Origin of the sequence: Sanguibacter sp. A247 (assembly GCF_052324925.1) — a bacterium.
In the GTDB taxonomy this organism is placed as follows: domain Bacteria; phylum Actinomycetota; class Actinomycetes; order Actinomycetales; family Cellulomonadaceae; genus Flavimobilis.
Window position 1 is genome coordinate 39,609 of the sequence record NZ_JBQPRE010000006.1, and the last position, 23,265, is coordinate 62,873.

General features: G+C 71.6%; 15 protein-coding genes. 7 read left to right on the forward strand and 8 right to left on the reverse strand.

Going from position 1 to position 23,265, the window contains the following annotated elements:
- Window positions 1–25: 25 nt before the first annotated feature.
- Window positions 26–2,632 carry an ATP-dependent Clp protease ATP-binding subunit gene (locus tag ACTVCO_RS11765; RefSeq protein ID WP_443728625.1) on the reverse strand — a complete coding sequence of 869 codons (2,607 nt, stop codon included), beginning with the start codon at window positions 2,630–2,632 and terminating at the stop codon, window positions 26–28.
- 140 nt (window positions 2,633–2,772) lie between these two features.
- Between ACTVCO_RS11765 and ACTVCO_RS11770 the strand changes: the two genes are divergently transcribed.
- The gene (locus ACTVCO_RS11770) at window positions 2,773–3,765 is read left to right on the forward strand and encodes an alpha/beta hydrolase (RefSeq protein ID WP_443728626.1); all 993 of its coding nucleotides are present in this window, start codon (window positions 2,773–2,775) and stop codon (window positions 3,763–3,765) included.
- Window positions 3,766–4,205: 440 nt separating this feature from the next.
- Here ACTVCO_RS11770 and mnhG read toward each other — a convergent pair whose 3' ends face one another.
- Genes mnhG through ACTVCO_RS11800 form a run of 6 tightly spaced genes read right to left on the reverse strand, consistent with a single transcriptional unit; the run spans window position 4,206 to window position 10,953 of the window.
- On the reverse strand, window positions 4,206–4,688 hold the full coding sequence (gene mnhG, locus ACTVCO_RS11775; protein ID WP_443728627.1) for a monovalent cation/H(+) antiporter subunit G: 483 nt from the start codon (window positions 4,686–4,688) through the stop codon (window positions 4,206–4,208).
- The gene (locus tag ACTVCO_RS11780; protein WP_443728628.1) at window positions 4,688–5,098 is read right to left on the reverse strand and encodes a monovalent cation/H+ antiporter complex subunit F; all 411 of its coding nucleotides are present in this window, start codon (window positions 5,096–5,098) and stop codon (window positions 4,688–4,690) included. The genes mnhG and ACTVCO_RS11780 overlap by 1 nt, the downstream gene beginning before the upstream one ends.
- The gene (locus ACTVCO_RS11785; RefSeq protein WP_443728629.1) at window positions 5,095–5,703 is read right to left on the reverse strand and encodes a Na+/H+ antiporter subunit E; all 609 of its coding nucleotides are present in this window, start codon (window positions 5,701–5,703) and stop codon (window positions 5,095–5,097) included. Before ACTVCO_RS11785 ends, ACTVCO_RS11780 begins: the two co-directional genes overlap by 4 nt.
- Window positions 5,700–7,316 carry a Na+/H+ antiporter subunit D gene (locus ACTVCO_RS11790; RefSeq protein WP_443728645.1) on the reverse strand — a complete coding sequence of 539 codons (1,617 nt, stop codon included), beginning with the start codon at window positions 7,314–7,316 and terminating at the stop codon, window positions 5,700–5,702. The genes ACTVCO_RS11785 and ACTVCO_RS11790 overlap by 4 nt, the downstream gene beginning before the upstream one ends.
- Window positions 7,316–7,858: a Na(+)/H(+) antiporter subunit C gene (locus tag ACTVCO_RS11795; RefSeq protein WP_443728630.1), complete on the reverse strand. Its 543-nt coding sequence runs from the start codon at window positions 7,856–7,858 to the stop codon at window positions 7,316–7,318. Before ACTVCO_RS11795 ends, ACTVCO_RS11790 begins: the two co-directional genes overlap by 1 nt.
- Window positions 7,855–10,953 (reverse strand): Na+/H+ antiporter subunit A, encoded by a 3,099-nt coding sequence (locus tag ACTVCO_RS11800; protein ID WP_443728631.1) that lies wholly within the window; start codon window positions 10,951–10,953, stop codon window positions 7,855–7,857. Before ACTVCO_RS11800 ends, ACTVCO_RS11795 begins: the two co-directional genes overlap by 4 nt.
- A 358-nt stretch (window positions 10,954–11,311) precedes the next feature.
- Here ACTVCO_RS11800 and ACTVCO_RS11805 point away from each other — a divergent pair, with 358 nt between their 5' ends.
- The 6 genes from ACTVCO_RS11805 to ACTVCO_RS11830 all read left to right on the forward strand — a co-directional run bounded on the left by ACTVCO_RS11805 (window position 11,312) and on the right by ACTVCO_RS11830 (window position 22,027).
- Window positions 11,312–12,718 carry an MFS transporter gene (locus tag ACTVCO_RS11805; RefSeq protein ID WP_443728646.1) on the forward strand — a complete coding sequence of 469 codons (1,407 nt, stop codon included), beginning with the start codon at window positions 11,312–11,314 and terminating at the stop codon, window positions 12,716–12,718.
- A 54-nt stretch (window positions 12,719–12,772) separates the two neighbouring features.
- Window positions 12,773–16,840, forward strand: a complete 4,068-nt coding sequence (locus ACTVCO_RS11810; RefSeq protein ID WP_443728632.1) for a molybdopterin-dependent oxidoreductase — start codon at window positions 12,773–12,775, stop codon at window positions 16,838–16,840.
- 235 nt (window positions 16,841–17,075) lie between these two features.
- Entirely contained in the window at window positions 17,076–19,661 is a 2,586-nt protein-coding gene (gene nirB, locus ACTVCO_RS11815; protein ID WP_443728633.1) for a nitrite reductase large subunit NirB, read from the forward strand.
- Window positions 19,658–20,041 carry a nitrite reductase (NAD(P)H) small subunit gene (locus ACTVCO_RS11820; protein WP_443728634.1) on the forward strand — a complete coding sequence of 128 codons (384 nt, stop codon included), beginning with the start codon at window positions 19,658–19,660 and terminating at the stop codon, window positions 20,039–20,041. Before nirB ends, ACTVCO_RS11820 begins: the two co-directional genes overlap by 4 nt.
- 46 nt (window positions 20,042–20,087) lie before the next feature.
- On the forward strand, window positions 20,088–21,224 hold the full coding sequence (locus tag ACTVCO_RS11825; protein WP_443728635.1) for a uroporphyrinogen-III synthase: 1,137 nt from the start codon (window positions 20,088–20,090) through the stop codon (window positions 21,222–21,224).
- Window positions 21,221–22,027, forward strand: coding sequence for a sirohydrochlorin chelatase (locus tag ACTVCO_RS11830; RefSeq protein ID WP_443728636.1), 807 nt, complete (start codon window positions 21,221–21,223; stop codon window positions 22,025–22,027). Before ACTVCO_RS11825 ends, ACTVCO_RS11830 begins: the two co-directional genes overlap by 4 nt.
- A gap of 169 nt (window positions 22,028–22,196) precedes the next feature.
- Here the strand turns inward: ACTVCO_RS11830 and ACTVCO_RS11835 are convergent, their stop codons facing one another.
- Window positions 22,197–23,264, reverse strand: coding sequence for a hypothetical protein (locus ACTVCO_RS11835; protein WP_443728637.1), 1,068 nt, complete (start codon window positions 23,262–23,264; stop codon window positions 22,197–22,199).
- Between the last annotated feature and the right edge of the window lies 1 nt (window position 23,265).

Below are 23,265 nucleotides of genomic sequence, written 5' to 3' on the forward strand. Positions count from 1 at the left end.
GGGAGGCCGGGGGCGTCGTCGGCATTCACGAAGTGCGGATCGCCAGTCCCCCCGCGTCGTCCGTGCGGTCGACAGCCACCGTGTCACCGTCGCCGATCTCACCCGCCAGGAGGAGCCGTGCGAGGCGATCACCAATCTCACGCTGGACGAGCCTGCGCAGCGGGCGAGCCCCGTACGCGGGGTCGTAGCCCTCGAGCGCGAGCCATTCCCGAGCCGCGTCCGTCACCTCGAGGCCGATGCGCCGCTCGGTCAGACGCTGCGCGAGCGCACGCACCTGGATGTCGACGATGCGACCAAGCTCGTCGACGCTCAGCGGGTCGAACACGACCGTGTCATCGAGACGGTTGAGGAACTCGGGCTTGAAGTGCGCCCGCACCGCCGCCATGACGGCGTCGTGCTTCGTGGCCTCGGGGACCGTCGGGTCGACGAGCACGTGCGAGCCGAGGTTCGACGTCATGACGAGGATGACGTTACGGAAGTCGACGGTGCGGCCCTGGCCGTCCGTGAGGCGGCCGTCGTCGAGCACCTGGAGGAGCAGGTCGAAGACCTCGGGGTGAGCCTTCTCCACCTCGTCGAGCAGGACGACCGAGTACGGCCGGCGACGGACCGCCTCGGTGAGCTGGCCACCCTCCTCATAGCCGACATAGCCGGGAGGCGCCCCGACGAGACGGGCGACCGAGTGCTTCTCGCCATACTCCGACATGTCGATGCGCACCATGGCGCGCTCGTCGTCGAAGAGGAAGTCAGCGAGGGACTTCGCGAGCTCGGTCTTCCCGACGCCCGTGGGGCCGAGGAAGAGGAACGAGCCCGTCGGACGGTCAGGGTCGGAGACCCCGGCACGCGCGCGGCGCACCGCGTCGGACACCGCCGCGATCGCCTCGGTCTGGCCGATGAGGCGCGCGCCGATCGTCTGCTCCATCGTGAGGAGCTTGGCCCCCTCGCCCTGCAGGAGCCGGCCCGCGGGGATGCCCGTCCACGCCGCGACGACCTCCGCGATCTCGGCCGCGTCCACCTTCTCACCGACAAGTCGCTGGGGACGCTCGTCGTCGTCCGAGGTGGTCGAGGCGGCCTCGGCCGCCTCAAGCTCGGCGATCTCGTGCTCGATCGTCGGGATCTCGCCGTACGCGAGCCGTCCGAACGTCGCCAGGTCGCCGTCGTTCTCGGCCCGCTTGGCCGCGTTCTCCTTCTCGGCGAGCTGCTTGCGCAGGTCACCGATGCGGTTGACGCCGCCCTTCTCGGCCTCCCAGCGCACGGTCAGCGCTGCGAGCTCTTCCTGACGGTCGGCGCGCTGCGCGGCGAGCTCGTGCGCCCGTTCGAGGTCCTCGTCAGCCCCGGACTCCTTGAGCGCGAGGATCTCGGCGTCGAGGCGGCGCACCACGCGCTGCAACGTGTCGATCTCGACGGGCGAGGAGTCCATCTCCATGCGCAGCCGGCTCGCGGCCTCGTCGACCAGGTCGATCGCCTTGTCGGGCAGCTGACGGCCGGTGATGTAGCGGTTGGACAGCCGCGCGGCGGCGACGAGCGCACCGTCGGAGATCGTCACGCCGTGGTGGGCCTCGTACCGCGACTTGAGGCCGCGCAGGATCGCAACCGTGTCGTCGACGCTCGGCTCGCCCACGAACACCTGCTGGAAGCGACGCTCGAGCGCCGGGTCCTTCTCGATGCGCTCGCGGTACTCGTCGAGCGTCGTCGCGCCGACGAGGCGCAGCTCGCCGCGCGCAAGCATGGGCTTGAGCATGTTGCCCGCGTCCATCGCGCCGTCGGAGCCACCCCCTGCGCCGACGACCGTGTGCAGCTCGTCGATGAACGTGACGACCTCGCCGTCGGAGTCCTTGATCTCCTGGAGCACGGCCTTGAGCCGCTCCTCGAACTCGCCGCGGTACTTCGCGCCCGCGACCATCGCCGCGATGTCGAGCGCGACGAGGCGCTTGCCCTGGAGCGAGGTGGGGACGTCGCCTGCGACGATGCGCTGCGCGAGGCCCTCGACGACGGCGGTCTTGCCGACGCCGGGCTCGCCGATGAGGACCGGGTTGTTCTTGGTGCGGCGCGAGAGCACCTGCACAACGCGGCGGATCTCGGAGTCGCGCCCGATGACGGGGTCGAGGCGTCCCTCGCGGGCCTGCTCGGTGAGGTCGACGCCGTACTTCTCGAGGGTCTTGAACGTGCCCTCGGGGTTCGCGGACGTCACGGGGCCGGTTCCGCGGACGGCAGGGAGGGCGGCACGGAGCGCCTCGGCGGTCGCCCCCGCCTCGCGCAGCGCAGTGGCAGCGGCGGAGTCGACGGCTGCGAGAGCGATGAGGAGGATCTCGGCCGAGATGTACTCGTCGTCGAGCGTCGCGGCCTCCTTCTTCGCGGCCTCGAGGACGTTGCCGAGCGAGCGGGCGGTCGTCGGCTCGGTGACCGTCCCGCCCTGCGTCGACGGGAGTGCAACGAGAGCGGTGCGGGTGCGGCGGCCGACGTCGGTCATGCTCACCTTGGCGGCTGCGAGCAAGGCGGCGGCGAGGCCGTCGGGCTGCTCGAGCAGCGCACCGAGGAGGTGGAGCGGTTCGATCTGCGGGTTGCCAGCGGCGGCTGCAGCACGGATGGCGTCGCCGATGGCCTTCTGCGAAGCGGTGGTGAAGCTGGACTCCATGAGGTCTCCTCTCGGGTCGGGGTGGAACTCCTCAGAGCAACCCCGTCAGACTTGAGTCTATTCCGCTCAACTTTGCTGCACCAGCCCTCGATGACACGACTCCACCTCGTCGCCCCAGCCCGGCAGTGCCATGATCAAGCATGACGTTCTTCGCAGCCGCAGGCGCCACACCGACCCCCGCCACCCCCTGGGTACCGGACGTCCTCGGTGACGGATGGGAACAACGCACCCTCCACCTCGGCCGGGACGACGAGGGCGCCGTCGACGTCACCGTCGTCCGCCTCACCCGCGGCCCCCGCCGCGACCGCGCGATCCTCTACATCCACGGCTTCGTCGACTACTTCTTCCAGGCGCACGTCGGCGAGGCCCTCGCCGACGCCGGTTGGGACTTCTATGCGGTCGACCTCCGCCACTACGGCCGATCCCTGCGGGCCGGACAGACCGCCAACCTCGTCGACGACCTCGCCGTCCACGCCGAAGACCTCGACGCGGCCCTCGCCGTCGTCCGCGACGACGAGGCCCACACCCGCATCGCGGTCCTCGGCCACTCGACAGGCGGCCTCATCGCCTCACTGTGGGCGAACGCGCGGCCCGGCCGCGTCGACGCGGTCGTCCTCAACAGCCCGTGGCTCGAGCTCAACGACACGTGGTTCATGCGCACGATCGGCACGCAGGGGCTGCGCGTCATCGCGCGAGTCGCACCGCGCGCCGTCGTCGGGAGCCTCGCGCCCCACTACGGACGCGCGCTCCACACGAGCACGGGCGGCGAGTGGGACTACGACCTCGCCTGGAAGCCGATCGAAGGCTTCCCCGTCCGCGCGCGCTGGATCTCCTCGGTGCGCCGCGCGCACACCCGCGTCGCGCGGGGCCTCGACCTCACGTGCCCCGTGCTCGTGCTGTCCTCCGACGCCACGGGTGACCACGTCAACGACCATCCGGGCGTCCTCTCGACCGACTCGGTTCTCTCCGTCGAGCACATCAGCGCTCTCGCACCGGGGCTCGGCGACGACGTCACGTACGAGCAGGTGCCGGGCGGCGCGCACGACCTCGCGCTCTCCCCCGAGCCGGCGCGCTCCCACTACCTCGCGCGCGTGACCGCGTGGCTCGACGAGGTCGTGCCGCCGCGCGGGTAGCCCAGACGGAAGTCCCCGCTACACCTACGTAGCAGCCGTGCGTCGAGGGGCTCGTACCTGCTGCAAACGCCATGGTCGACGTCACCGCCACGGCAGGCGTGGCGAGAAGCCCGACGATGGCAAGCCTGAAGACCTGGCGACCTGCACGCTGAAGACGCATGATTCTCTCCCTGCGAGATTTCGGTTCGCACGAGCACGCGGCTCCGCAACCCTCGCGAGAGCAACCCGCTCGTAGCGCAGAGTCTGCACTGTCGACGATCCTCTCAGCCTTCCCATTACCCCCCCGCTGCCCGCCATCCGAGATGTCCGATCCCACCGTGTCCCGGCTCCCTGGGTGGATGAGCAGACGCACGCCCACGCAACTCCCAACGCCCGGCACGCGACTGGCCGCACGGCGACCAGCCACAGATCGAACCACTGGCGTACCGGACACGTGCTTGTCACGCCGGTGGGACAGCGGTCGGCGGGTCCTCGGACAAGCGCGCGTCGTGGGGGTGCTCCTCGTCGCGCGCCTCGTGCACCGCGTCGTCGACCAGCTCTGCCGCGAGCCGGGCGACACGCGCCTGATCGGCCTCGAGCGCAGCCTGCTGGACGTCGGCCGTGAGCTCGTCCATGACGAGGAGGTCCGTGCGGATCTTGCCCGTCCGGTAGCCCGCACGACCCACCATGTGGGCCGAGACAGGTGCGGTGAGCATCTGGAAGAGCACGACGAGCACGACGACGAACGCACCCCGCCACGTCCGGAGCTGCAGCTCGAGACCCACGAGGACGAGCATGAGCCCGAGCACCTGAGGCTTCGTCGCGGCATGCATCCGAGCCAGCAGGTCAGGGAAACGCAGCACGCCGACGCCTGCCGCGAACGACAGGAACGCCCCAGCGAGCATGAGGCAGGCAGAGAGCACGTCAAGGATCGTGTCGAGCATCAGCGCCCCTCCCCTCGGTGCGTCGTGTCGTCCGGTTCTGCATCGAGCTCCGCAACACGCTCCGCCGCGCGATCCTCGTACTCCTCGACGAGCCTGCGCTGCGCATCTTCAGCCTCAACCTCTTCACGCGAGCGGATGCGACGGTCGTCGTCGGACTCCGTGGCAGCGAACCGCGCGATCGTCACCGAGCCCACGAACCCCACCATCGCGAGGACGACGAGGATCGGCAACGTATCCGTCCGGTGGCTCCACGCCGCCTCGAGCGCGATGACCGCGACAAGGGTCGCGGTGAGGACGTCGAGCGCGATCGTCCGGTCGAGCATCGACGGACCACGCTCGACACGCACGACCGCGAGCGCCGCCCCGACGAGCAGCATGGCCGCGGCAACCCCGACGACGATCGTGTTCATGAGCCCTCCCCGGGGCGCGTCGGCCGTGGCGTCACGGGAGTTCGCACAGACCAGCGTCCGGCCGCCGCGAGCCCCGCTCGGACGAGCTCCTCGTCAGACGCGAGCGCGTACAGAACGTGCGCCTCGAGGTCGAGCACGTCCTGTCGGACCTGATCCTCGCCGCCCGAAGCCGCAAGGTCGAGCACGTGCAGGTAGAGCATGCCCGTGATGCGCTGAGCCTCGACGACGAGCGTGCCTGGCACGAGCGTCGAGAGCTCAGCCGTCACCGTGAGGTAGAGGTCCGCCGGGTTGCGCAGGCGAACGCCGACGACAGCGCCATGCACCTTCGTGCGTGGCGACAATGCCTGCCACGCGACCTGGAACGACGCGACGACGAGCGACCTGAGGAACAGGCCAGTGAGGCGCAGGAGGTGCCACGGACGCAACCGGATCGGCAGATGCATCGACGGCAGCGGGAACACGAGCGTGACGACGACACCCACGACGAGCCCGCCGAGCACGTTCGCCCACGTGACCTCGCCCCACAGGAACATCCACACGATCGCGAGCCACAGGACCGTCGGCCACTGCGTGACGAGAGTGCGTCTGCGTGCGTGCGGGTTCATCCGGTCACCCCCGTCTCGTTCGCGTCACGGGACGGGGACGTCCGTCCGCTGTCCGCGGGAACCTGCGGAAGGCCAGTTCCGTCACCGGGCAGGACGTCGACCGACGTGCCCGCACCTCGCCCGTCAGGACCGAGGACCGCACTCGTGTACGGCGTGCGGTCCCGCAGCGTCAGCGCGGCGCGGCCCGCGTAGTCGAAGAGCGGACCCGCAACGAGGGTGAGGGAGAGTCCGAAGGTCACGAGGGCCACGGTCGCGCCCACCATGCCCGACGGAAGCCGTTGCGGAGCGATCTCTTGCGGCGGCGTCTGCCAGAACGCCTTGTTCCACGCCTTGACGATCGCGTAGAGCGTGAGCAATGACGTGACGATCCCGCCCGCGAGCAGCGTGTAGCCGAGCGGCGTACCGAGCTGAGCCGCCCCCTGCAGCAGGCCGACCTTGCCGAGGAACCCGGACATGGGCGGGATCCCCGCGAGGTTCATCGCGGGGATGAAGAAGAGGATCGCGAGCAGCGGTGCGATCTTGGCGAGACCCCCGAGGCGCGCGAGCGACGTTGTCCCGCCGACGCGTTCCATGAGCCCGACGACGAGGAACAAGGTCGTCTGCACGGTGATGTGGTGGACGACGTAGAAGATGGTCGCCGTGAGGCCTGTCTGCGAGGACAGCGCGATGCCGAGGACCATGTAGCCGATGTGGCTCACGAGCGTGAAGGACAGCAGTCGCTTGATGTCGTCCTGCGCAACCGCACCGAGGATGCCCACGAGCATCGTGAGCAGCGCCGCGACGAGGAGCACGGTGTCGGAGCGAGAGTCGGGGAACAGCAGCGTCTGCGTGCGGATGATCGCGTAGATGCCCACCTTGGTGAGCAGGCCGGCGAACACGGCGGTGACGGGAGCGGGCGCGGTCGGGTAGGAGTCGGGCAGCCAGGCCGACAGCGGGAAGATCGCCGCCTTGATGCCGAAGGCCAGCATGAGCAGGATCTCGAGGATGAGGCGCGTCGTGCCGTCGATCTCAGGAAGCCGCTCGGCAAGCTGCGCGAGGTTGACCGTGCCCGTGGCCGCGTAGATCATCGCGAGCGCGACGAGGAAGATCGCCGACGACACGAGCGAGACGACGACGTAGATCGTTCCCGCGCGGATCCGCGAGCCGGTCCCACCGAGCGTGAGGAGCACGTAGGACGCCGCAAGGAGGATCTCGAAGCCGACGTAGAGGTTGAAGAGGTCGCCCGTGAGGAACGCGTTCGAGACGCCCGCCGCAAGCACGAGGTACGTCGGGTGGTAGATCGCGACCGGGGCCTCGTCGTCGTCGCCGTCGGCGATTCCCTGCCCGAGCGAGTACAAGAAGACGCAGAGCAGGACGAGCGAGGACACCGTGACCATGAGCGCCGACAGGCGATCCGCGACGAGCACGATGCCGACCGGCGCAGCCCAGCCACCCACGTTGACGACGAGGGGGTTGGCGTCCGCAGCGATGACGAGCCCGATGCCCACCGCAAGCATGAGCGAGAGCACGACGACGGTGATGATGCGCTGGGCGCGCGTGTGCTTCCACAGCGCGAGGGCGAGGCCCGCACCGAAGAGAGGAAGCATGACGGGCAGCGGGACGAGGGACGTCATCATGCGTCACCCTCCTGCTGCGCGTCACCGGTCGCGGGCTCCGCAGCCTCGGGCAGCATGACCGCAGGGTGCTCCTCGTCGTCGTGGATCGTCTCGTCTCGGGTCACCGCAGCATCCTCGTCGAGGGTCTCGCCCGAGTCGGCCGAGTCGGCGTCCTCGTACGCGGGCGCGTTCGCGGCAGCCTTGTGCGCGACGCGGCGGTCCTCGAGGTCATCCTGGACCTCGTCGTGCCCGTTGAGCTGCCACGAGCGGTACGCCATCGACATGACGAAGCCGACCATGCCGAGGGCGATGACGATCGCGGTGAGGACCATCGCCTGGGGCAGCGGGTCGCTCATCTCGGACGGCTCGGCCGCGCCGATGATCGGCGCCTTGCCGGCGCGCCCGGACGCGACCATGAAGAGCAGGTTCACTCCGTTGCCGAGCATGAGCACACCGAGCATGACGCGCGACAGCGACCGCTCGAGCAGCAGATAGACGCCCGCGGTCACGAGCACGCCGATGGCGATGACGAGCGCGAGCGAGGGGGCCATGTCGATCATCGGGCGCCTCCGTCGGTGTCGTGCGGACGCAGGCCGGCCGCGTCGAGCGCCGAGCGCACCGAGCGTGCGTCCTCGAGAACCGCGGCGGCGCCGTAGGTGCCGTCGGAGTCGCGGGGTGCGGTGTCGGTCTGACGGTCGATCTCAGCCCCGAGCGACCGCAGGATGTCGAGGACGAGGCCGATGACGACGAGGAAGACCCCGAGGTCGAAGAACACGGACGTCACGAGCTTGACGTGGCCGAGCAGGGGGAGGTCAGCCGCGACGATGAAGCTCTGCAGCGGCTCACCGCCGAACAGCACGGGCACGAGCCCCACACCCACCGAGAAGAAGAGTCCCGACCCGAGGAGCAGACCCGGATGCACCGGGATCGCCTCGCCGAGCTCGTAACGACCGCCCGCGAGGTACCGGATGATGAGCGCGATCCCCGTGACAAGGCCGGCCGCGAAGCCGCCGCCGGGCGCGTTGTGGCCCGAGAACAGCAGGAACGCTGCGAAGACGATCATCGAGTGGAAGAGCAGCCGGGTCGCGACCTCGAAGACGACCGAGCGGCGGCGCGGCGACAAGGTGCGTCCGCCACGCAGCCAGACGCTTGCGCGCGCCGCACGGTCGACCAACGTCTGAGGGGCCGTGCCGCGCAGCTGCGGGACCGTGGGGAGGTTCCCGAGCGCCTCGTCGACCTGCTGCGGGTCGAGCGCGCCACCGACCCGCGGCGCGCGAGGCGCGCGCAGGATCTCGCCGCTGCGGCGACGCAGGAAGACGAGGCTTGCGACGCCCGTCGCCGCGACGAGGAGAACCGAGATCTCGCCCATCGTGTCCCACGCACGCGTGTCGACGAGGACGACGTTGACGATGTTGCGCCCGCCGCCGTAGACGTAGACCTCTTCGGGGAAGTCGACCGAGACCGGCTCGTGGATGCGTGCGCCGGGCACCGTGAGCGCCAGAGCGGACACGGTCACCCCGACCGCGACCGCGACCGCGAGGCGCACGAACCGAGAACCCGCGAGCGGCCTGTCGGAGAAGTACGCGGGCAGGCGGCGCAGCGCGAGCACGAAGACAACGAGCGTGATCGTCTCGACGAGCACCTGCGTGAGAGCAAGGTCGGGCGCCCCGTACAGCATGAAGAGCACGGCGGTGCCGTAGCCCGTCACCCCGACGAGCAGGACGGCCTTGAGACGTCGTCGGGCGCGTGCGGCGAGCACCGCCGCAACCACCGTGACACCCACGACGAGCACCTGACCCGCGCTCGAGGACACCATGACCTCGTCGGGCCACGAGCCCGACGCGATGAGCACCCCACCGACCGCGATGACGAGCGTGCCCAGGATGATGCCGAGGTAGAGGGGCAGCGAGCCACGCTGCGTGACCGAGGTGACGTCCGCCGCAAAGTCGTCGAGGCGGCGCATGAAGCGCCGGTAGACACGCTCAGCCTCGGGCACGCGCGGGACGCGCGCCTGCAGCGACTCGACGCGGCGCCTGCCCACGAACAGCAGCGAGCCGACCGCGACGATCGCGACCGTGGACCACAGCGCGGGCCCGAACCCGCCCCACAACGTGAGGTGTCCCGCCTCGCCCGCGGGGTAGAGCGCCGCGTGCGGCGCGAGCAGGTCTTCGCCCAGGTGCGGGACGAGTGCCGCGCCGAGCCCGAGAACCGCGAGCAAGAGCGGCGGCCACACGAGGAGACGCGACTGCACGTGGATCTGCTGCGGGTCGATCTGGCTGACGTCGACCTCGGGCGCGGCAGCCTCGCCGGGGGCGACGGGGCGCGGCGCAGGCGCTGCGCACGCCAGCTTCGACGCGAACGCACCCCACCAGAAGCGCAGCCCGTACGCGAACGTGAGCATCGAGCCGACGACGACCGCGGCGAGCACGACGGTCGACATCCAGGGCTCCCCGCCGGGCAGACCGTCGTGCACGAGCGACTCGAGCGCGGCCTCCTTGGCGACGTAGCCCGCCAACGGCGGCAGGCCGATCATCGAGGCGGTCGCGAGACCACCAGCCGTCGCGGTGAGGGGGAGCTTGCGACCCACCCCCGTGAGCCGGCGCAGGTCACGCGTGCCCGTCGCGGCGTCGACGACACCCGTGACAAGGAACAACGCTGCCTTGAACATCGCGTGCGCGCCGATCATCGCGAGGCCCGCGAGCGCAGCGGAGCGGGAGCCGAGCCCGACGAGCAGGATGATGAGGCCGAGCTGGGAGACGGTGCCGAACGCGAGGATGAGCTTGAGGTCGTTCTGCCGCAGCGCCCGGTACCCGCCGAGGAGCAGCGTCCCGGCGCCGAGGACGATGATCGTCACGCGCCACGCGTCAAGGTCGGAGAAGCCGGGTGCGAGACGCGCCACGAGGTAGACGCCAGCCTTGACCATGGCTGCGGCGTGCAGGTAGGCCGACACGGGCGTCGGCGCGGCCATGGCCCCGGGCAGCCAGAAGTGGAACGGCAGCAGAGCCGACTTTGTCACGGCGCCGACGAGCATGAGGACGACGGCCACCGTGACGATCGTGCCCGTCGGCGACGCGGCGATCACCTCGGAGAGCAGGTACGTCCCCGCGCTCTCGCCGAGCAGGACGATGCCCGCGAGCATCGCGAGGCCGCCGAAGGTCGTGACGACGAGCGCCTGCATCGCGGCGCGACGTGAGGCCTTGCGGTCCGCGTAGTGGCCGATGAGCAGGTAGGAGAAGACGGTCGTCAGCTCCCAGAAAATGAACAGCAGGAGCATGTCGTCGGCGGTGACGAGGCCGACCATGGCCCCGGCGAACGCCGTGAGGACTCCGGCGAAGCGGCCCAAGCCCTGAGCATTCGCCGAGAAGTACGCCGAGCAGTAGATGAGGACAACCGCTCCGACGCCACCGGAGATGAGCAGGAGGAACCACGAGAGGGTGTCCATGCGGAACGCGAGGTCGACGCCGAGTGCGTCGATCCAGGGCGTGACGCTCTCGGGGTGCTCGCCCGACATGACCCGCCCCGTCCACGACAGCGCGTAGATCGCGGCCGACGCGGGGGCCAGCGCGAGGACGAGGAAGGCCTTGCGGCCGAGGAGCTTGACGAGGGCGGGCGCAGCAAGGGCCATCACGAGGTGGGCGATGAGCAGCTGCGGCACGTCCGTGTCCGTCCGTCGGGGGCGGGAGGCGGTCGGCACCCCGATGACAACGCACGCAGGCGGCCGACCGGGGAACTGAGCCGAGTTTACCAACCGTGTGCCTCCCCCAGAGCCGTCCGTGGTGTGGCGCAGGCCGTGTTCGCTCCTAGGAGACTCGCGCGCGCCCGGCACCCTCGTCCGCACCGCCCACCGGCCCTCGTTCTCACACGTCGGCCACGCATCGCGTGCGCGAAAGGTTGCCTCGGCGCAACAGAGCCGCACCCGGGGCCGAAACATCCCACGCCTAGCGTCGGAGCGTCCCGACCCGCACCCGACCGCGGAGGCCTCCATGACGCACGAACCACTCGCGCCCGCACCGATGTCGACCGCGTCCCGTCCCGAGGGGGTGTCGCCCGACGAGATCTCCCTCGCCCGAGCAACCACCCCCGACAGCTGGGCAGGCACGCCCCTCGGCGCGGGCGTCACCCGCCGCCCGGGCCGGTGGCTCGACGGCTGGAACCCCGAGAACTCCGCGCAGTGGATCGCGGTCGGGCGCTCAGCTGCCCGCCGCAACCTCGCCGCGTCGGTCTACGCGGAGTTCCTCGGCTTCGTCGTCTGGGCACTGTGGAGCGTCGTCGTCCCCCTTCTTCCCGCCGCGGGATTCACGCTCACGGTCGACCAGATGTTCTGGCTCATCGCGGTCCCGAGCCTCGTCGGCGCCACCCTGCGGATCCCGTACACGTTCGCCGTGCCCGTCTTCGGTGGCCGCACGTGGACGACCATCTCGGCGCTGCTCCTGCTCGTCCCGCTCGTCGCACTCGTCGTCGTCGTGCAGGATCCGACGACGTCGTTCGGCACGTTGCTCGTCGTCGCGGCCCTCGCGGGCGTCGGCGGGGGCAACTTCGCCAGCTCGATGGCGAACATCTCGTTCTTCTACCCCGAGGCCGCCAAGGGCCGGGCGCTCGGCCTCAACGCCGCGGGCGGCAACCTCGGCACGGCGGCCGTGCAGCTCGTCGTCCCGCTCGTCGTCGTCGGCGCGGCAGGCGTGCACCTCGAACGCGCGGGCCTGCTCATCGTCCCACTCGTCCTCATCGCAGCCGTGCTCGCGTGGCGCACGATGGACAACCTCACGGGCACGCGCTCAGACATGCGCTCGTACGCGGTCGCGGCCACGCGCCACCACACGTGGCTCATCTCAGTGATCTACGTCGGCACGTTCGGCTCGTTCATCGGCTTCGCCAGCGTGTTCCCGACGGTTCTGGCGACCACGTTCCCCGACGTCACCGTCTCGATCGCCTTCCTCGGCGCGCTCGTCGGGTCGGTTGCCCGGCCGCTGGGCGGGATGCTTGCGGACCGCGTGGGCGGCGCTCGCGTCACTCTCGTGGCGTTCGCTGTCATGGCAGGCGGCGTCCTGGGCGCGATCGGCGCGCTGCGCTCGGCGTCGTTCACCGGGTTCCTCGGCTCGTTCCTCGTGCTCTTCGTCGCGACGGGCGTTGGAAACGGTTCGGTGTACCGCATGATTCCGGCGGTGTTCCGCACCGGGGCAACCGACGACGCCGATCGCGCCCAGCGCGCCCGCATCGCGGCCGGATGCCTCGGCATCGCGGGGGCCGTCGGTGCCTTCGGCGGATTCCTCGTGCCTCGCGGGTTCGCCTCGTCGACGGCCGCGACGGGCGGGATCGAGGCAGCGCTGTGGGTGGTCGTCGGGGCCTACGCGGTGCTCGCGGCGCTCACGTGGACCGTGTACGCGCGGCGCGGCACACGGCTGGGCGCGGCGGGCGTCTGAATGCGGGTCGCATCGACTCCGGTCCCCGGGGCCCTCGACCCGGGGACCGGGGCTGTGAGTGAGGTCAGCACGAGCCCGACCGCGGGCCTCGCAGGCGTCGGGGCTGCGGGCGCACGCCCGGGCACCGACAGCGTGCGAACCGTGTGCGGATACTGCGGCGTCGGCTGCGGAATCATCCTCGAGGTCCACGAGGACGCCGACGGAACACGCACGCCGACGTCCTCGCGCGGGGACTCCGCGCACCCCGCCAACCGAGGCCGCCTGTGCACGAAGGGCGCGACAACGCTCGACGTCGTCGTCGCGGGCGGTCGGGCCACGAGCGCCCTCGTGCGCCCCCAACGCGACGCCGAGCTCGCACCTGCACCGCTCGCGCACACGATCGAGCTCGTTGCGCGCCGCTTCACCGAGATCGTGGCCGAGCACGGCCCTGACGCGGTTGCGCTCTACGTCTCGGGACAGATGAGCATCGAGGCGCAGTACCTCGCGAACAAGTTCGCCAAGGGGGCGCTGCGCACGCGGTGGATCGAGTCGAACTCTCGCCTGTGCATGGCGAGCGCCGGCACCGGGTACAAGCTCTCGCTCGGCTCGGATGCCCCGCCCGGGTCGTACGACGACATCGACGCGGCCGACCTGTTCGTCGTCGTCGGCGCGAACATGGCCGACTGCCACCCCATCCTCTTCCTGCGCATGCTCGACCGCGTCAAGGCGGGCGCGCGGCTCGTCGTCATCGACCCGCGCTTCACGGCGACGGCCGCGAAGGCCGACATCCACCTCGCCGTGCGACCCGGAACCGACATCGCACTGCTCAACGGGCTCGCACGGCTCGTTGCTGAGGCAGGCGGGCTCGACGAGGAGTTCCTCGCGGAGCACACGGAGGGCCGCGACGATCTCGAAGCGTTGCTCGCGGACTATCCGCCGAGCGAGGTCGAGCGGCTCACGGGCATCCCCGAGGAGCAGGTACGCGCGGTCGCCGACCTCATCGTCGTCGCACGCGGCCGGTGGGTGTCGTGCTGGACGATGGGCCTCAACCAGTCCGTCCACGGCACCTGGTCGACGAACGCACTCATCAACCTTCATCTCCTCACGGGTGCGATCTGCCGCCCCGGCGCGGGGCCGTTCTCTCTCACGGGCCAGCCCAACGCGATGGGAGGCCGAGAGATGGGCTATATGGGACCGGGCCTGCCCGGGCAGCGCAGCGCCCTCGACGCGGCCGACCGGGCGTTCGTCGAACGCGCCTGGGACCTCCCTGCGGGGACGATCCGCGCGGAGTCCTCGGGCCGCGGAACCGTCGAGCTCTTCGAGCGTCTCGCCGAGGGCGAGGTGCGGGCCGCATGGATCATCTGCACGAACCCGGTCGCGTCGATGGGCAATCGCGACACCGTGCTGCGAGGTCTCGCTGCGGCCGAGCTCGTCGTCGTGCAGGACGCGTTTGCGGACACGGACACGACGCGGCACGCTGACGTCGTCCTGCCCGCCGCGCTGTGGTCAGAGGCCGACGGGGTCATGGTGAACTCCGAGCGCAACCTCACCCTGGCGCGCGGCGCCCTGCAGGCGCCCGGCGACGCGCTTGCGGACTGGGAGCTCATTGCGCACCTGGCACGTGCCATGGGCTTCACCGGCTTCGACCATGCGTCGTCGCACGAGGTCTTCGAGGAGCTGCGTCTGTTCTCCAACCCCGCGACGGGCTACGACCTGCGCGGGATCACGTACGAACGCCTGCGCGAGGGACCCGTCCAGTGGCCGGCCGCGCCCGGCGGGCCACGCCGCAATCCCGTGCGGTACCTCAACGACGGCGTGCACTCCCCCGTTCTCACCCACCCCGACGGGACGCGTCCGCGGCTGCGGTTCGCGACGCCGTCGGGCCGGGCACGCCTGTGGGCTCGGCCGCACGTCCCCGCGGCCGAGCTGCCCGACGACGACTACCCGTTCGTCCTCACGACCGGCCGCGTGCAGCACCAGTGGCACACGATGACGAAGACGGGCCGCGTCGCCAAGCTCAACCGGCTCGCACCCGCGCCCTTCGTCGAGGTCAACCCCGCCGACGCGGAGCGTCTCGGCCTGGCCGCAGGCGACAGCCTTGAGCTCACCTCGCGCCGGGGCCACGCCGTTCTGCCCGCAACGATCACCGATCGAGTGCCGCCCGGCTGCGTGTTCGCGCCGATTCACTGGAACGACCTTGCGGGTCCGGACCTCGCGATCAACGCGGTGACGAACGACGCCGTCGACCCGCTGTCGTTCCAGCCCGAGCTCAAGGTGTGCGCCGTTGCGCTCACGGTCGTCCCGGCGGCCGTTCCCGCCGCTCGGGTCCCCGCCGGGCGGGCGCTCGCGGCACCGCTGACGCCCGAGGAGTCACAGTGGGTCGACGGGATGATCGAGAGCGCCTTCGCGGGCGACGACGCGCGCGCGGGGGCCCGGCCGCTCACAGTGGTGTGGTCCTCGCAGACGGGGACCGCCGAGGACCTCGCGGGCCACGTCGCGGCGCGGCTCACGGCCGCGGGCCACACCCCCCGCCTCGTCGGCGCGGGAACCACGCGTCGTGACGCCTTGCCACGCGAAGGCGACCTGCTCATCGTCACGAGCACGTTCGGTGACGGTGAGGCCCCCGACGACGGGGTCGAGCTGTGGGAGTCGCTCATCGACCCGGCGGCGCGTCGGCTCGAGGGCACACGCTTCGCGGTCCTCGCCCTCGGGGATGCGTCCTTCGATCGGTTCTGCGGGCACGGTCGTCGGCTCGACCACCGCCTCGCGGAGCTCGGCGCACAGCGGCTGACCGCGCGCGCCGACACGGAGGCGGGCGACGACGACCTCGTCGATGAGTGGCTCGCGCAGGTGTGCGCGGCGCTTGCGGCGGAGTCCGCGAGCGCGCGGAGACCGGGCACGGGGGCGTCGGGCGCGGGGGTGTCGGGCACCGCCGCCCCGGAGGCGGGGGCGTCGGGTACGAGCCCGTCGCGCCCCGCTGTCTCCTCACGCTCCGCGCCGCAGGACGCTGCCCCTGGCCCCCGCGCCTCACGACGTGAGCCCGGCGAGGCCGTGCTCGTCGAGTCTCGCCTGCTCTCGGGGTCGGGCTCCGCGAAGGAGGTCCGTCACGTCGTCCTCGACGTGGCCGGTTCCCCGCGCGAGGTGAGCTACCGCGCGGGTGACGCGATCGCCGTCCACGCGACGAACGCGTCAGCGCTCGTCGCTGAGTGGCTCGACGTCACGGGCTGGGACGCGGCAGCGAACGTCACGGTGGCCGGGAGGCATGGAAGCCTCGTCTGGGCGCTCGCCCGCCACGTCGACCTCACGCGCACGACGTCCGACCTGCTCGCGCTCGTCGCGGAGCGGTCGGGCGACGCGGGGCTCAAGCGACTCGTGCGGCGCGACAACCGTGATGACCTCGCCCGATGGCTGTGGTGCCGTCAGCCGGTCGACATTCTGGCGGAGCTCGCGCCGCGCCTCCCACCGGCCGACGTCCTCGCGACGCTGCGGCCGCTCGCCCCCCGGCAGTACTCGATCTCGTCGACGCCGCTCGTCTCACCGGGCCGCGTCGAGCTGACGATGTCGGTCGTGCGGTACACCTCGCCCGCAGGGGTCGCGCGTGGCGGCCTGTGCTCGACGTTCCTCGCGGATGCACCGCGCGGGTCGGTCGTTCCGGTGCACGTGCAGCCGACCGCGCACTTCCGGCCCCCCGCACCGGACACGCGCGCGATCATGGTCGGACCCGGCACGGGTGTCGCCCCGTTCCTCGGGTTCCTCGAGGAGCGGCGGGCGGCCGGTCACACGGCGCCGAGCTGGCTGTTCTTCGGTGAGCAGCACGAGGCGAGCGACTTCTATCACCGGGAGCGGCTGGGGCAGATGCTCGCCGACGGCACGCTGGCGCGCCTCGACACGGCATTCTCGCGGGACCAGCGCACCAAGGTGTACGTCCAGGACCGTCTGCGCGAGCACGGCGCGCGTGTGTGGTCGTGGCTCGAGGGCGGGGCCTCGTTCTTTGTCTGCGGCGACGCCGCGCGCATGGCACGCGACGTCGATGTCGCGCTGCGCGAGATCGTCGCCGACCACGGGCGCATGTCGCCCGAGGACGCCGCCGCGTACGTCAAGCGCCTCATGGCGCAACGACGCTACGTGCGCGACGTCTACTAGACGGCGCCCGCCGGGTCCTGGGGCTCAGACGACCCGGCGGGCGCTTCCGCCACGCCTCGGCGATCCCGCACCCACGGGTCTGCGGGCCCGACCAGGCCGGCGCGCGCTCACACCGCGGCGCACCCGGCTGTGCGGACAAGGTTGCGCGAGCGAAACACACCCGCGCCCGGGCCGGAAACACTGCTCTCCTACCGTCGACGACAGGCATTCGCACCTCGTCGGACGGAGACTTTCCATGACCCGCACACTCGTCGTCATCGGCGCAGGCATGGTGGCGCAGCGACTCGTCGAGGCCTTGCGCTCCCGCGACACGGCCGGGCAGTGGCGTGTCGTCGTCCTCGGCGAAGAGCCCCGGCGCCCTTACGACCGGGTCGCGCTCACGAGCTACTTCTCCGCCCGTGACCCCGAGGACCTTGCGCTCGGCGACCCCACCCTGTGGGAGGACCCCCTCGTCACGTTCCGCAAGGACGACGCGGTCGTGACGATCGACCGCGAGGCACGCACGGTGCAGACCGCACGCGGGCACACCGAGCATTACGACCACCTCGTGCTCGCGACCGGCTCGTCCGCGTGGGTTCCGCCCATCAAGGGCGCAGACCTTCCGGGAGTCTTCGTCTACCGCACGCTCGACGACGTCGCTGCGCTGCGCGGCTACGTCGAGGAGCTGCGTCTCACGCGGTCCGTCGTGCGTGGGGCGGTCCTCGGCGGCGGACTCCTCGGCCTTGAGGCGGCGGGAGCGCTGCGCGCCCTGGGAGCGCAGGCGACGGTCCTCCAGGTGGGCACGCACCTCATGTCCGCTCAGATCGACCTGGGCGGCGGCGAAGCGCTGCGACGCCTCATCAACGGCCTCGGCATCGGCGTGCGGCTCGACGCGATGACGACGCGCGCGCGGCCGCACCGCAGAGGCGGTGTCGGGCGGCTCGAGCTGGCCGACGGTGCACGAGTCGACGCGGACGTCGTCGTCGTGGCGGCGGGCGTCCGCCCACGTGACGAGCTCGCGCGAGCGGCCGAGCTGGAGATCGGTGAGCGCGGCGGCGTCGTCGTCGACGACGCGTGCCGGACATCGGACCCCGCGATCTCGGCGATCGGCGAGGTCGCGTCCATCCAGGGCGCATGCATCGGCCTCGTCGCTCCCGGCTATGCCATGGCGGAGGTTGCGGTCGACCGGCTCCTCGGGGGCGCGGCGCTTTTCCCGGGGGCGGACACCGCGACGAAGCTTAAGCTGTCAGGCGTCGACGTCGCGAGCTTCGGGGACCCGTTCGCGCTGACCCCGGGCGCGCTCGAGGTGGTGTGGGCAGACCCGGTCGCGGGCGTCTACAAGAAGCTCGTCGTCTCCGACGATGCGCGCACGTTGCTCGGCGGAGTCTTCGTCGGCGACGCCTCGGCGTACGCGACACTGCGGCCCCAGCTGGGCCGCGAACTCCCGGGCGACCCGTCCGCGTACCTGCTCCCCGAGGGCGGGGGCGGCGCACCCGAGCTCGAGGTCCCTGACGATGCATCGGTGTGCTCGTGCAACAACGTCACGGCAGGCACGATTCGCGAGGCGGTCGCTGAGCGCGGCTGCACGGACCTCGGCGAGGTCAAGGCCTGCACCAAGGCCGGCACGTCGTGCGGCTCGTGCCTTCCACTCGTCAAGAAGATCGTGGGGACCGAGCTCGCGAAGCAGGGCGTCGTCGTCTCGACCGCGCTGTGCGAACACTTTGAGCTCTCGCGCGCCCAGCTCTACGACGCGATCCTCGTCTCGGGCGTCACGTCATTCACGGACGTCGTCGCCCGGTTTGGGTCCGACGCGGGTGCGCGCGGCTGCGACATCTGCCGCCCCGTGGTGGCGTCAATCCTCTCGACGACGGCACCCGGGCACGTCCTTGAGGGCGAGCGCGCCGCACTTCAGGACACGAACGACCATGTCATGGCGAACCTCCAGAAGGACGGCTCGTACTCGGTCGTGCCGCGCATGCCGGGTGGGGAGGTGACGCCCGAAGGCCTCATCGCGGTCGGCGAGATCGCCCGCGACTACGGCCTGTACACGAAGGTCACGGGCGGTCAGCGCATCGACTTGTTCGGTGCACGCCTCGACCAGCTCCCCGCGGTCTGGCAGCGCCTGGTCGACGCGGGCTTCGAGTCGGGGCACGCGTACGGCAAGTCGCTGCGCACCGTGAAGTCGTGCGTCGGCTCGACGTGGTGCCGCTTCGGCGTGCAGGACTCGGTGGGTCTCGCGGTCATGCTCGAGCTCCGCTACCGGGGCCTGCGTTCGCCTCACAAGATCAAGCTCGGGGTCTCGGGCTGCGCGCGGGAGTGTGCGGAGGCGCGTGGCAAGGACGTCGGCGTCATCGCGACGGACAAGGGCTGGAACGTGTACGTCGGCGGCAACGGCGGCTTCACGCCGCGGCACGCGCGGCTGCTCGCGGAGGATCTCGACACCGAGACGCTCGTGCAGACGATCGACCGCTTCCTTCTCTACTACGTGCGCACGGCTGACCGGCTGCAACGCACGGCGCCGTGGGTGGACGAGGTCGAGGGCGGGCTCGACGGCGTGCGCGCGGTCGTCCTCGAGGACTCGCTCGGCATCTGCGCGGATCTTGACGCGCAGATGGCCCAGCACGTCGCGTCCTACGAGGACGAGTGGGCTGCGACGCTCGCCGACCCGGAGAAGCTGCGTCGCTTCGCGTCCTTCGTCAACGCTCCCCAGACTCCGGACCCTTCGCTCGCGTACGTCCCCGAGCGCGGGCAGGTCCGGCCCGCAACAGCCGCCGAAGTCGCGGCGGCTCGCCGCGGCGAGCCTGTGCTCGTCGCCGGTTCCACCTTGGAGGTTCGCTCATGACACTCTCGATGCTCTCGGTCACGTGGGTGCCGGTGTGCACGCTCGACGATCTGGCTCCCGAGCGCGGCGCGGCCGCGCTCGTCGCGGGTGACCAGGTTGCGCTCGTGCGGCTCGTCGACGGGTCCGTCGCGGCGGTCCAGCAGCTCGACCCGTTCTGCGGTTCGCACGTGCTCGCGCGCGGGATCGTCGGCTCGCGGCTCGTCGAGGGCACGCGCGTCCCGACGCTTGCCTCCCCCATGTACAAGCAGGTCTTCGACCTCCGCACGGGTGTGTGTCTCGACCCCGTCGGGCGGGTGCCCCTCGACGGGCAGGGACCGGACCTGCGCACGTGGCCGGTGCGCGTCGTCGCGGGCGTCGTCGAGGTCGGGACGACCGCGTGAGCGGACACGTCGGCGCTGCGCGTCGCCCGGCCGTCACAATGGTCTCGTGACCATCACTGCCGGGGGCGCTGCCGCGCACATCGACCAGACCCTCGCGGGCTGCGTCGTTCTCGTCACGGCGGAGCGTCGCAAGAACGAGCTCGAGGCTGCGCTTGCGCGCCGGGGTGCGTCGGTGCGGCATGCGGCTGCGCTCGGCATGGTTCCGAACGTCGACGACGAGGCCCTTCTCGCGGCGACCCGCGACCTTGTCGCCGATCCGCCGGACACGGTCGTCGTGACGACAGGTATCGGCCTGCGCGGGTGGATCGAGGCCGCGGACGCGGCGGGGCTCGCCGACGAGCTCGTCGAGGCTCTGCGCGGCGCACGGATCGTTGCGCGCGGCCCTAAGGCGCGCGGTGCGATCCAGGCGGCCGGGCTCGTTCCCGACTGGGTTGCCGAGTCCGAGACGAGCGCTGAGGTCGCGCAGCATCTGCTTGACGAGGGGGTCGCGGGCCGCAACATCGCTGTGCAGCATCACGGTGCGGGCTCCGACGGTCTGGACGAGGCGTTTCGCGTGGCGGGTGCGCGTGTGCGGTCGCTCGTCGTCTACCGGTGGGGCCCGCCGCCCGATCCGGAGGCGGTCACAGCATCCGTGCGCGCGGTTGCGGCGGGCGAGATCGACGCGGTGACGTTCACGTCCGCGCCGGGCGCGTCCGCGTGGCTTGCTGCGGCCGAGGACGCGGGGGTGCTGGACGCGGTCGTCGCGCGCTGCGCAGCCGGAAGCGTCGTCATGGCTGCTGTCGGGCCCGTCACTGCGGCCCCGCTCCTGGAGCGCGGGATGACGCCGATCGTGCCCGATCGTGGTCGGCTGGGGTCGCTCGTGCGGCTCGTCGTCAGCCACTACGCGGAGCTGGAGTCGCTCGCGACGGTCGCGGGTCCGCTTCGCGTGCACCGGGGTTCGGCCGTGCTCGACGGTCGGGTGCTGCCGCTCACGCCTGCGGGACTTGAGGTTCTGCGGGTTCTCGCGCAGGCTCGCGGGGGTGTCGTCACGCGTGACCAGGTGCTCGACGCGCTTCCGGGCGAGTCCCGCGACCCGCATGCTGCGGAGGTCGCGATCGCGCGGCTGCGTGAGGCGTCGGGGTCGCGCGCGCTCGTGGCGACCGTCGTCAAGAGGGGCTATCGCCTCGCGCTGGAGGATTCATGACCGGTCTGGCCCCTGTGCTCGTCGGGTGCTCGCACGGAACCGCGAACCTTGCGGGTCGCGCGGCGATCACCTCGATCCTCGACGACGTGCGCCGGCTGCGGCCGGACCTTGACGTGCGCGAGGCGTTCGTCGACGTGCAGCAGCCCGAGGTTACTGACGTCGTGCATGGCGCGCTCGCGGAGGCGGGCCGTGCGGTTGTCGTGCCGCTCCTGCTTTCAGTGGGCTTTCACGTCAAGGTTGATGTGGCAGCGGCGGTCGAGCCTGCCGGCGCCGCGGCCTCCGGTCCGCTCGGGCCTGACGCGGTTCTCGTGGAGATCCTTGTCGACCGGTTGCGCGAGGCCGGCCTGAGGGACGACGACGCTCTCGTGCTCGCGGCCGCAGGCTCGTCGGACCCGGCGGCGGCCGAGGCGGTTGCCGAGGTCGCGGCCGGGCTCGCGGCGGCGTTAGGCCGGGAGGTCGGTGCGCCGTCGGCGGCGGGTGTGCCGAACGCCAGCTCGACGGGAGCCTGCTCGTCGGGCGCGTCGCCGGGCGGTCTGCTCGTCGGCTTCGGCGCGGGCGCCGAGCCACGCGTCCCAGCGGCCGTTGCCGAGGCGCGCGCGTCGGGCCGCCGCGTCGTCATCGCGTCGTACCTGCTCGCGCCCGGCTACTTCCACGACCGCGTGCTCGAGGCCGGGGCGGACGTCGTCGCGGCGCCGCTCGCACCGGACGAGCGCCTCGCGGAGCTCACGCTCCGCCGCTACGCCGAGGCGGGCCGGACGCCCCCGCCCCCACGTCGTGGTCGCGCGTCTCTGCCGACAGGCTGACGCGTTCCTCCTCCGGGCGGGGAGGCGCCACGCTGTCAGTCAGTGCGGCAGCGGACCGCCGGTCGCTTCCTCAAGCGTGAACTCGGTCAATTCGCAGCGCGGCCGGGCTCGCCTTCGACGCCCGGCTGGCGCGTCGGGCGCGCGCCGTCGCCGACCGGCCGGAGCGCGCCTAGAGGTCGTCCGGGTGGACGGGGAGGGCTGCCGCGTCCGTGACGATCCCTCCGACGGCGTCGTGGAGGACGCGCGTGAGCTGGCCCATGCGCTCCGCGGCACGGGAGCGCGCGATCCGGTGCCCGGGTGTGGGCATCGCTTCGAGCAGCTCGGCGTCGTCGAGCGGGAACCAGCGCACGCGGTAGGCGACGGCGCCATCGGCGGCCCATGCGTTGCGGCGCACGGACGGCGGGAGCTCGTCCTCGCCACCGATCTCGACGGCGATGAGGCCGTCGTCGCCAAGGTCGAGGTGAAGCGCGTATCCGGTGCGTTGCTCGGGTGCGGTGAGGTTGCCGATGTCGAAGGCGTCCGCCTCGTCGTGCAGCGCGGTGCGCTCGGTGTCCTCGAGGACGGAGATGGCGGGGCCGATCGTGCGCAGCTCGGGCGGCGGGCCGCCCCAGTCCGTCCCGTCGGGCGCGTACACGACGCGCGCGTCGAGGCTGCGGAGGGTCGCGAGCGCGGCCTCGGGGTCGAGCCACACGTCCGAGTAGACCGCGAGGTCGACGTGGGCGTCGGGGTCGGGCGTCAGCGTCACGGGCCCCGCGTCGGTCGCGAGGACGAGCGTGCCGCGCAGGCGTCGGGCGACGTCAACGAGCCACGCGACGATGCGCCCCTCTTCACGCATCGGCAGGCCGGCGTCAAAGACTCGGGCGAGGCCGTCGGGATCGCTTGATCCCGCGAGCGCGCGTTCGCCGCGTTCACGCGGCACGCAGATGTCGACGACGTGGGCGGTTCCGGGTGCGCGCAGGCCTGCTCCGGGGCCGTAGGGCCCGGCGAGCGTCGTGTGACGCGAAAGCTCGATGACGCCGGGCGTGACGGCGCCGACGGGGCCGGGTGGCGTCGCGAGGCGTGCCGAGGCGAACCGGCAGGCGGCGAGCTCGGCGAGCTCGAGGAGGTCGTCGCGCGCAATCTCGCCGCCGTCGGCGGCACCGCCGAGGACGAGCATGTGGCGCACGCGCCGCTGGCGGCCGGCTCCGCTGTGCAGTGCGTCGTCGGGCTCGGCGGGGAGCGGCTCGAGGGCCGGCATG

Excerpts from the sequence above, each read along its gene's own strand:
- ACTVCO_RS11765 (WP_443728625.1), bottom strand. The coding sequence starts at position 2,632 with ATGGAGTCCAGCTTCACCACCGCTTCGCAGAAGGCCATCGGCGACGCC.
- ACTVCO_RS11770 (WP_443728626.1), top strand. The coding sequence starts at position 2,773 with ATGACGTTCTTCGCAGCCGCAGGCGCCACACCGACCCCCGCCACCCCC.
- mnhG (WP_443728627.1), bottom strand. The coding sequence starts at position 4,688 with ATGCTCGACACGATCCTTGACGTGCTCTCTGCCTGCCTCATGCTCGCT.
- ACTVCO_RS11780 (WP_443728628.1), bottom strand. The coding sequence starts at position 5,098 with ATGAACACGATCGTCGTCGGGGTTGCCGCGGCCATGCTGCTCGTCGGG.
- ACTVCO_RS11785 (WP_443728629.1), bottom strand. The coding sequence starts at position 5,703 with ATGAACCCGCACGCACGCAGACGCACTCTCGTCACGCAGTGGCCGACG.
- ACTVCO_RS11790 (WP_443728645.1), bottom strand. The coding sequence starts at position 7,316 with ATGACGTCCCTCGTCCCGCTGCCCGTCATGCTTCCTCTCTTCGGTGCG.
- ACTVCO_RS11795 (WP_443728630.1), bottom strand. The coding sequence starts at position 7,858 with ATGATCGACATGGCCCCCTCGCTCGCGCTCGTCATCGCCATCGGCGTG.
- ACTVCO_RS11805 (WP_443728646.1), top strand. The coding sequence starts at position 11,312 with ATGTCGACCGCGTCCCGTCCCGAGGGGGTGTCGCCCGACGAGATCTCC.
- nirB (WP_443728633.1), top strand. The coding sequence starts at position 17,076 with ATGACCCGCACACTCGTCGTCATCGGCGCAGGCATGGTGGCGCAGCGA.
- ACTVCO_RS11820 (WP_443728634.1), top strand. The coding sequence starts at position 19,658 with ATGACACTCTCGATGCTCTCGGTCACGTGGGTGCCGGTGTGCACGCTC.
- ACTVCO_RS11830 (WP_443728636.1), top strand. The coding sequence starts at position 21,221 with ATGACCGGTCTGGCCCCTGTGCTCGTCGGGTGCTCGCACGGAACCGCG.
- ACTVCO_RS11835 (WP_443728637.1), bottom strand. The coding sequence starts at position 23,264 with ATGCCGGCCCTCGAGCCGCTCCCCGCCGAGCCCGACGACGCACTGCAC.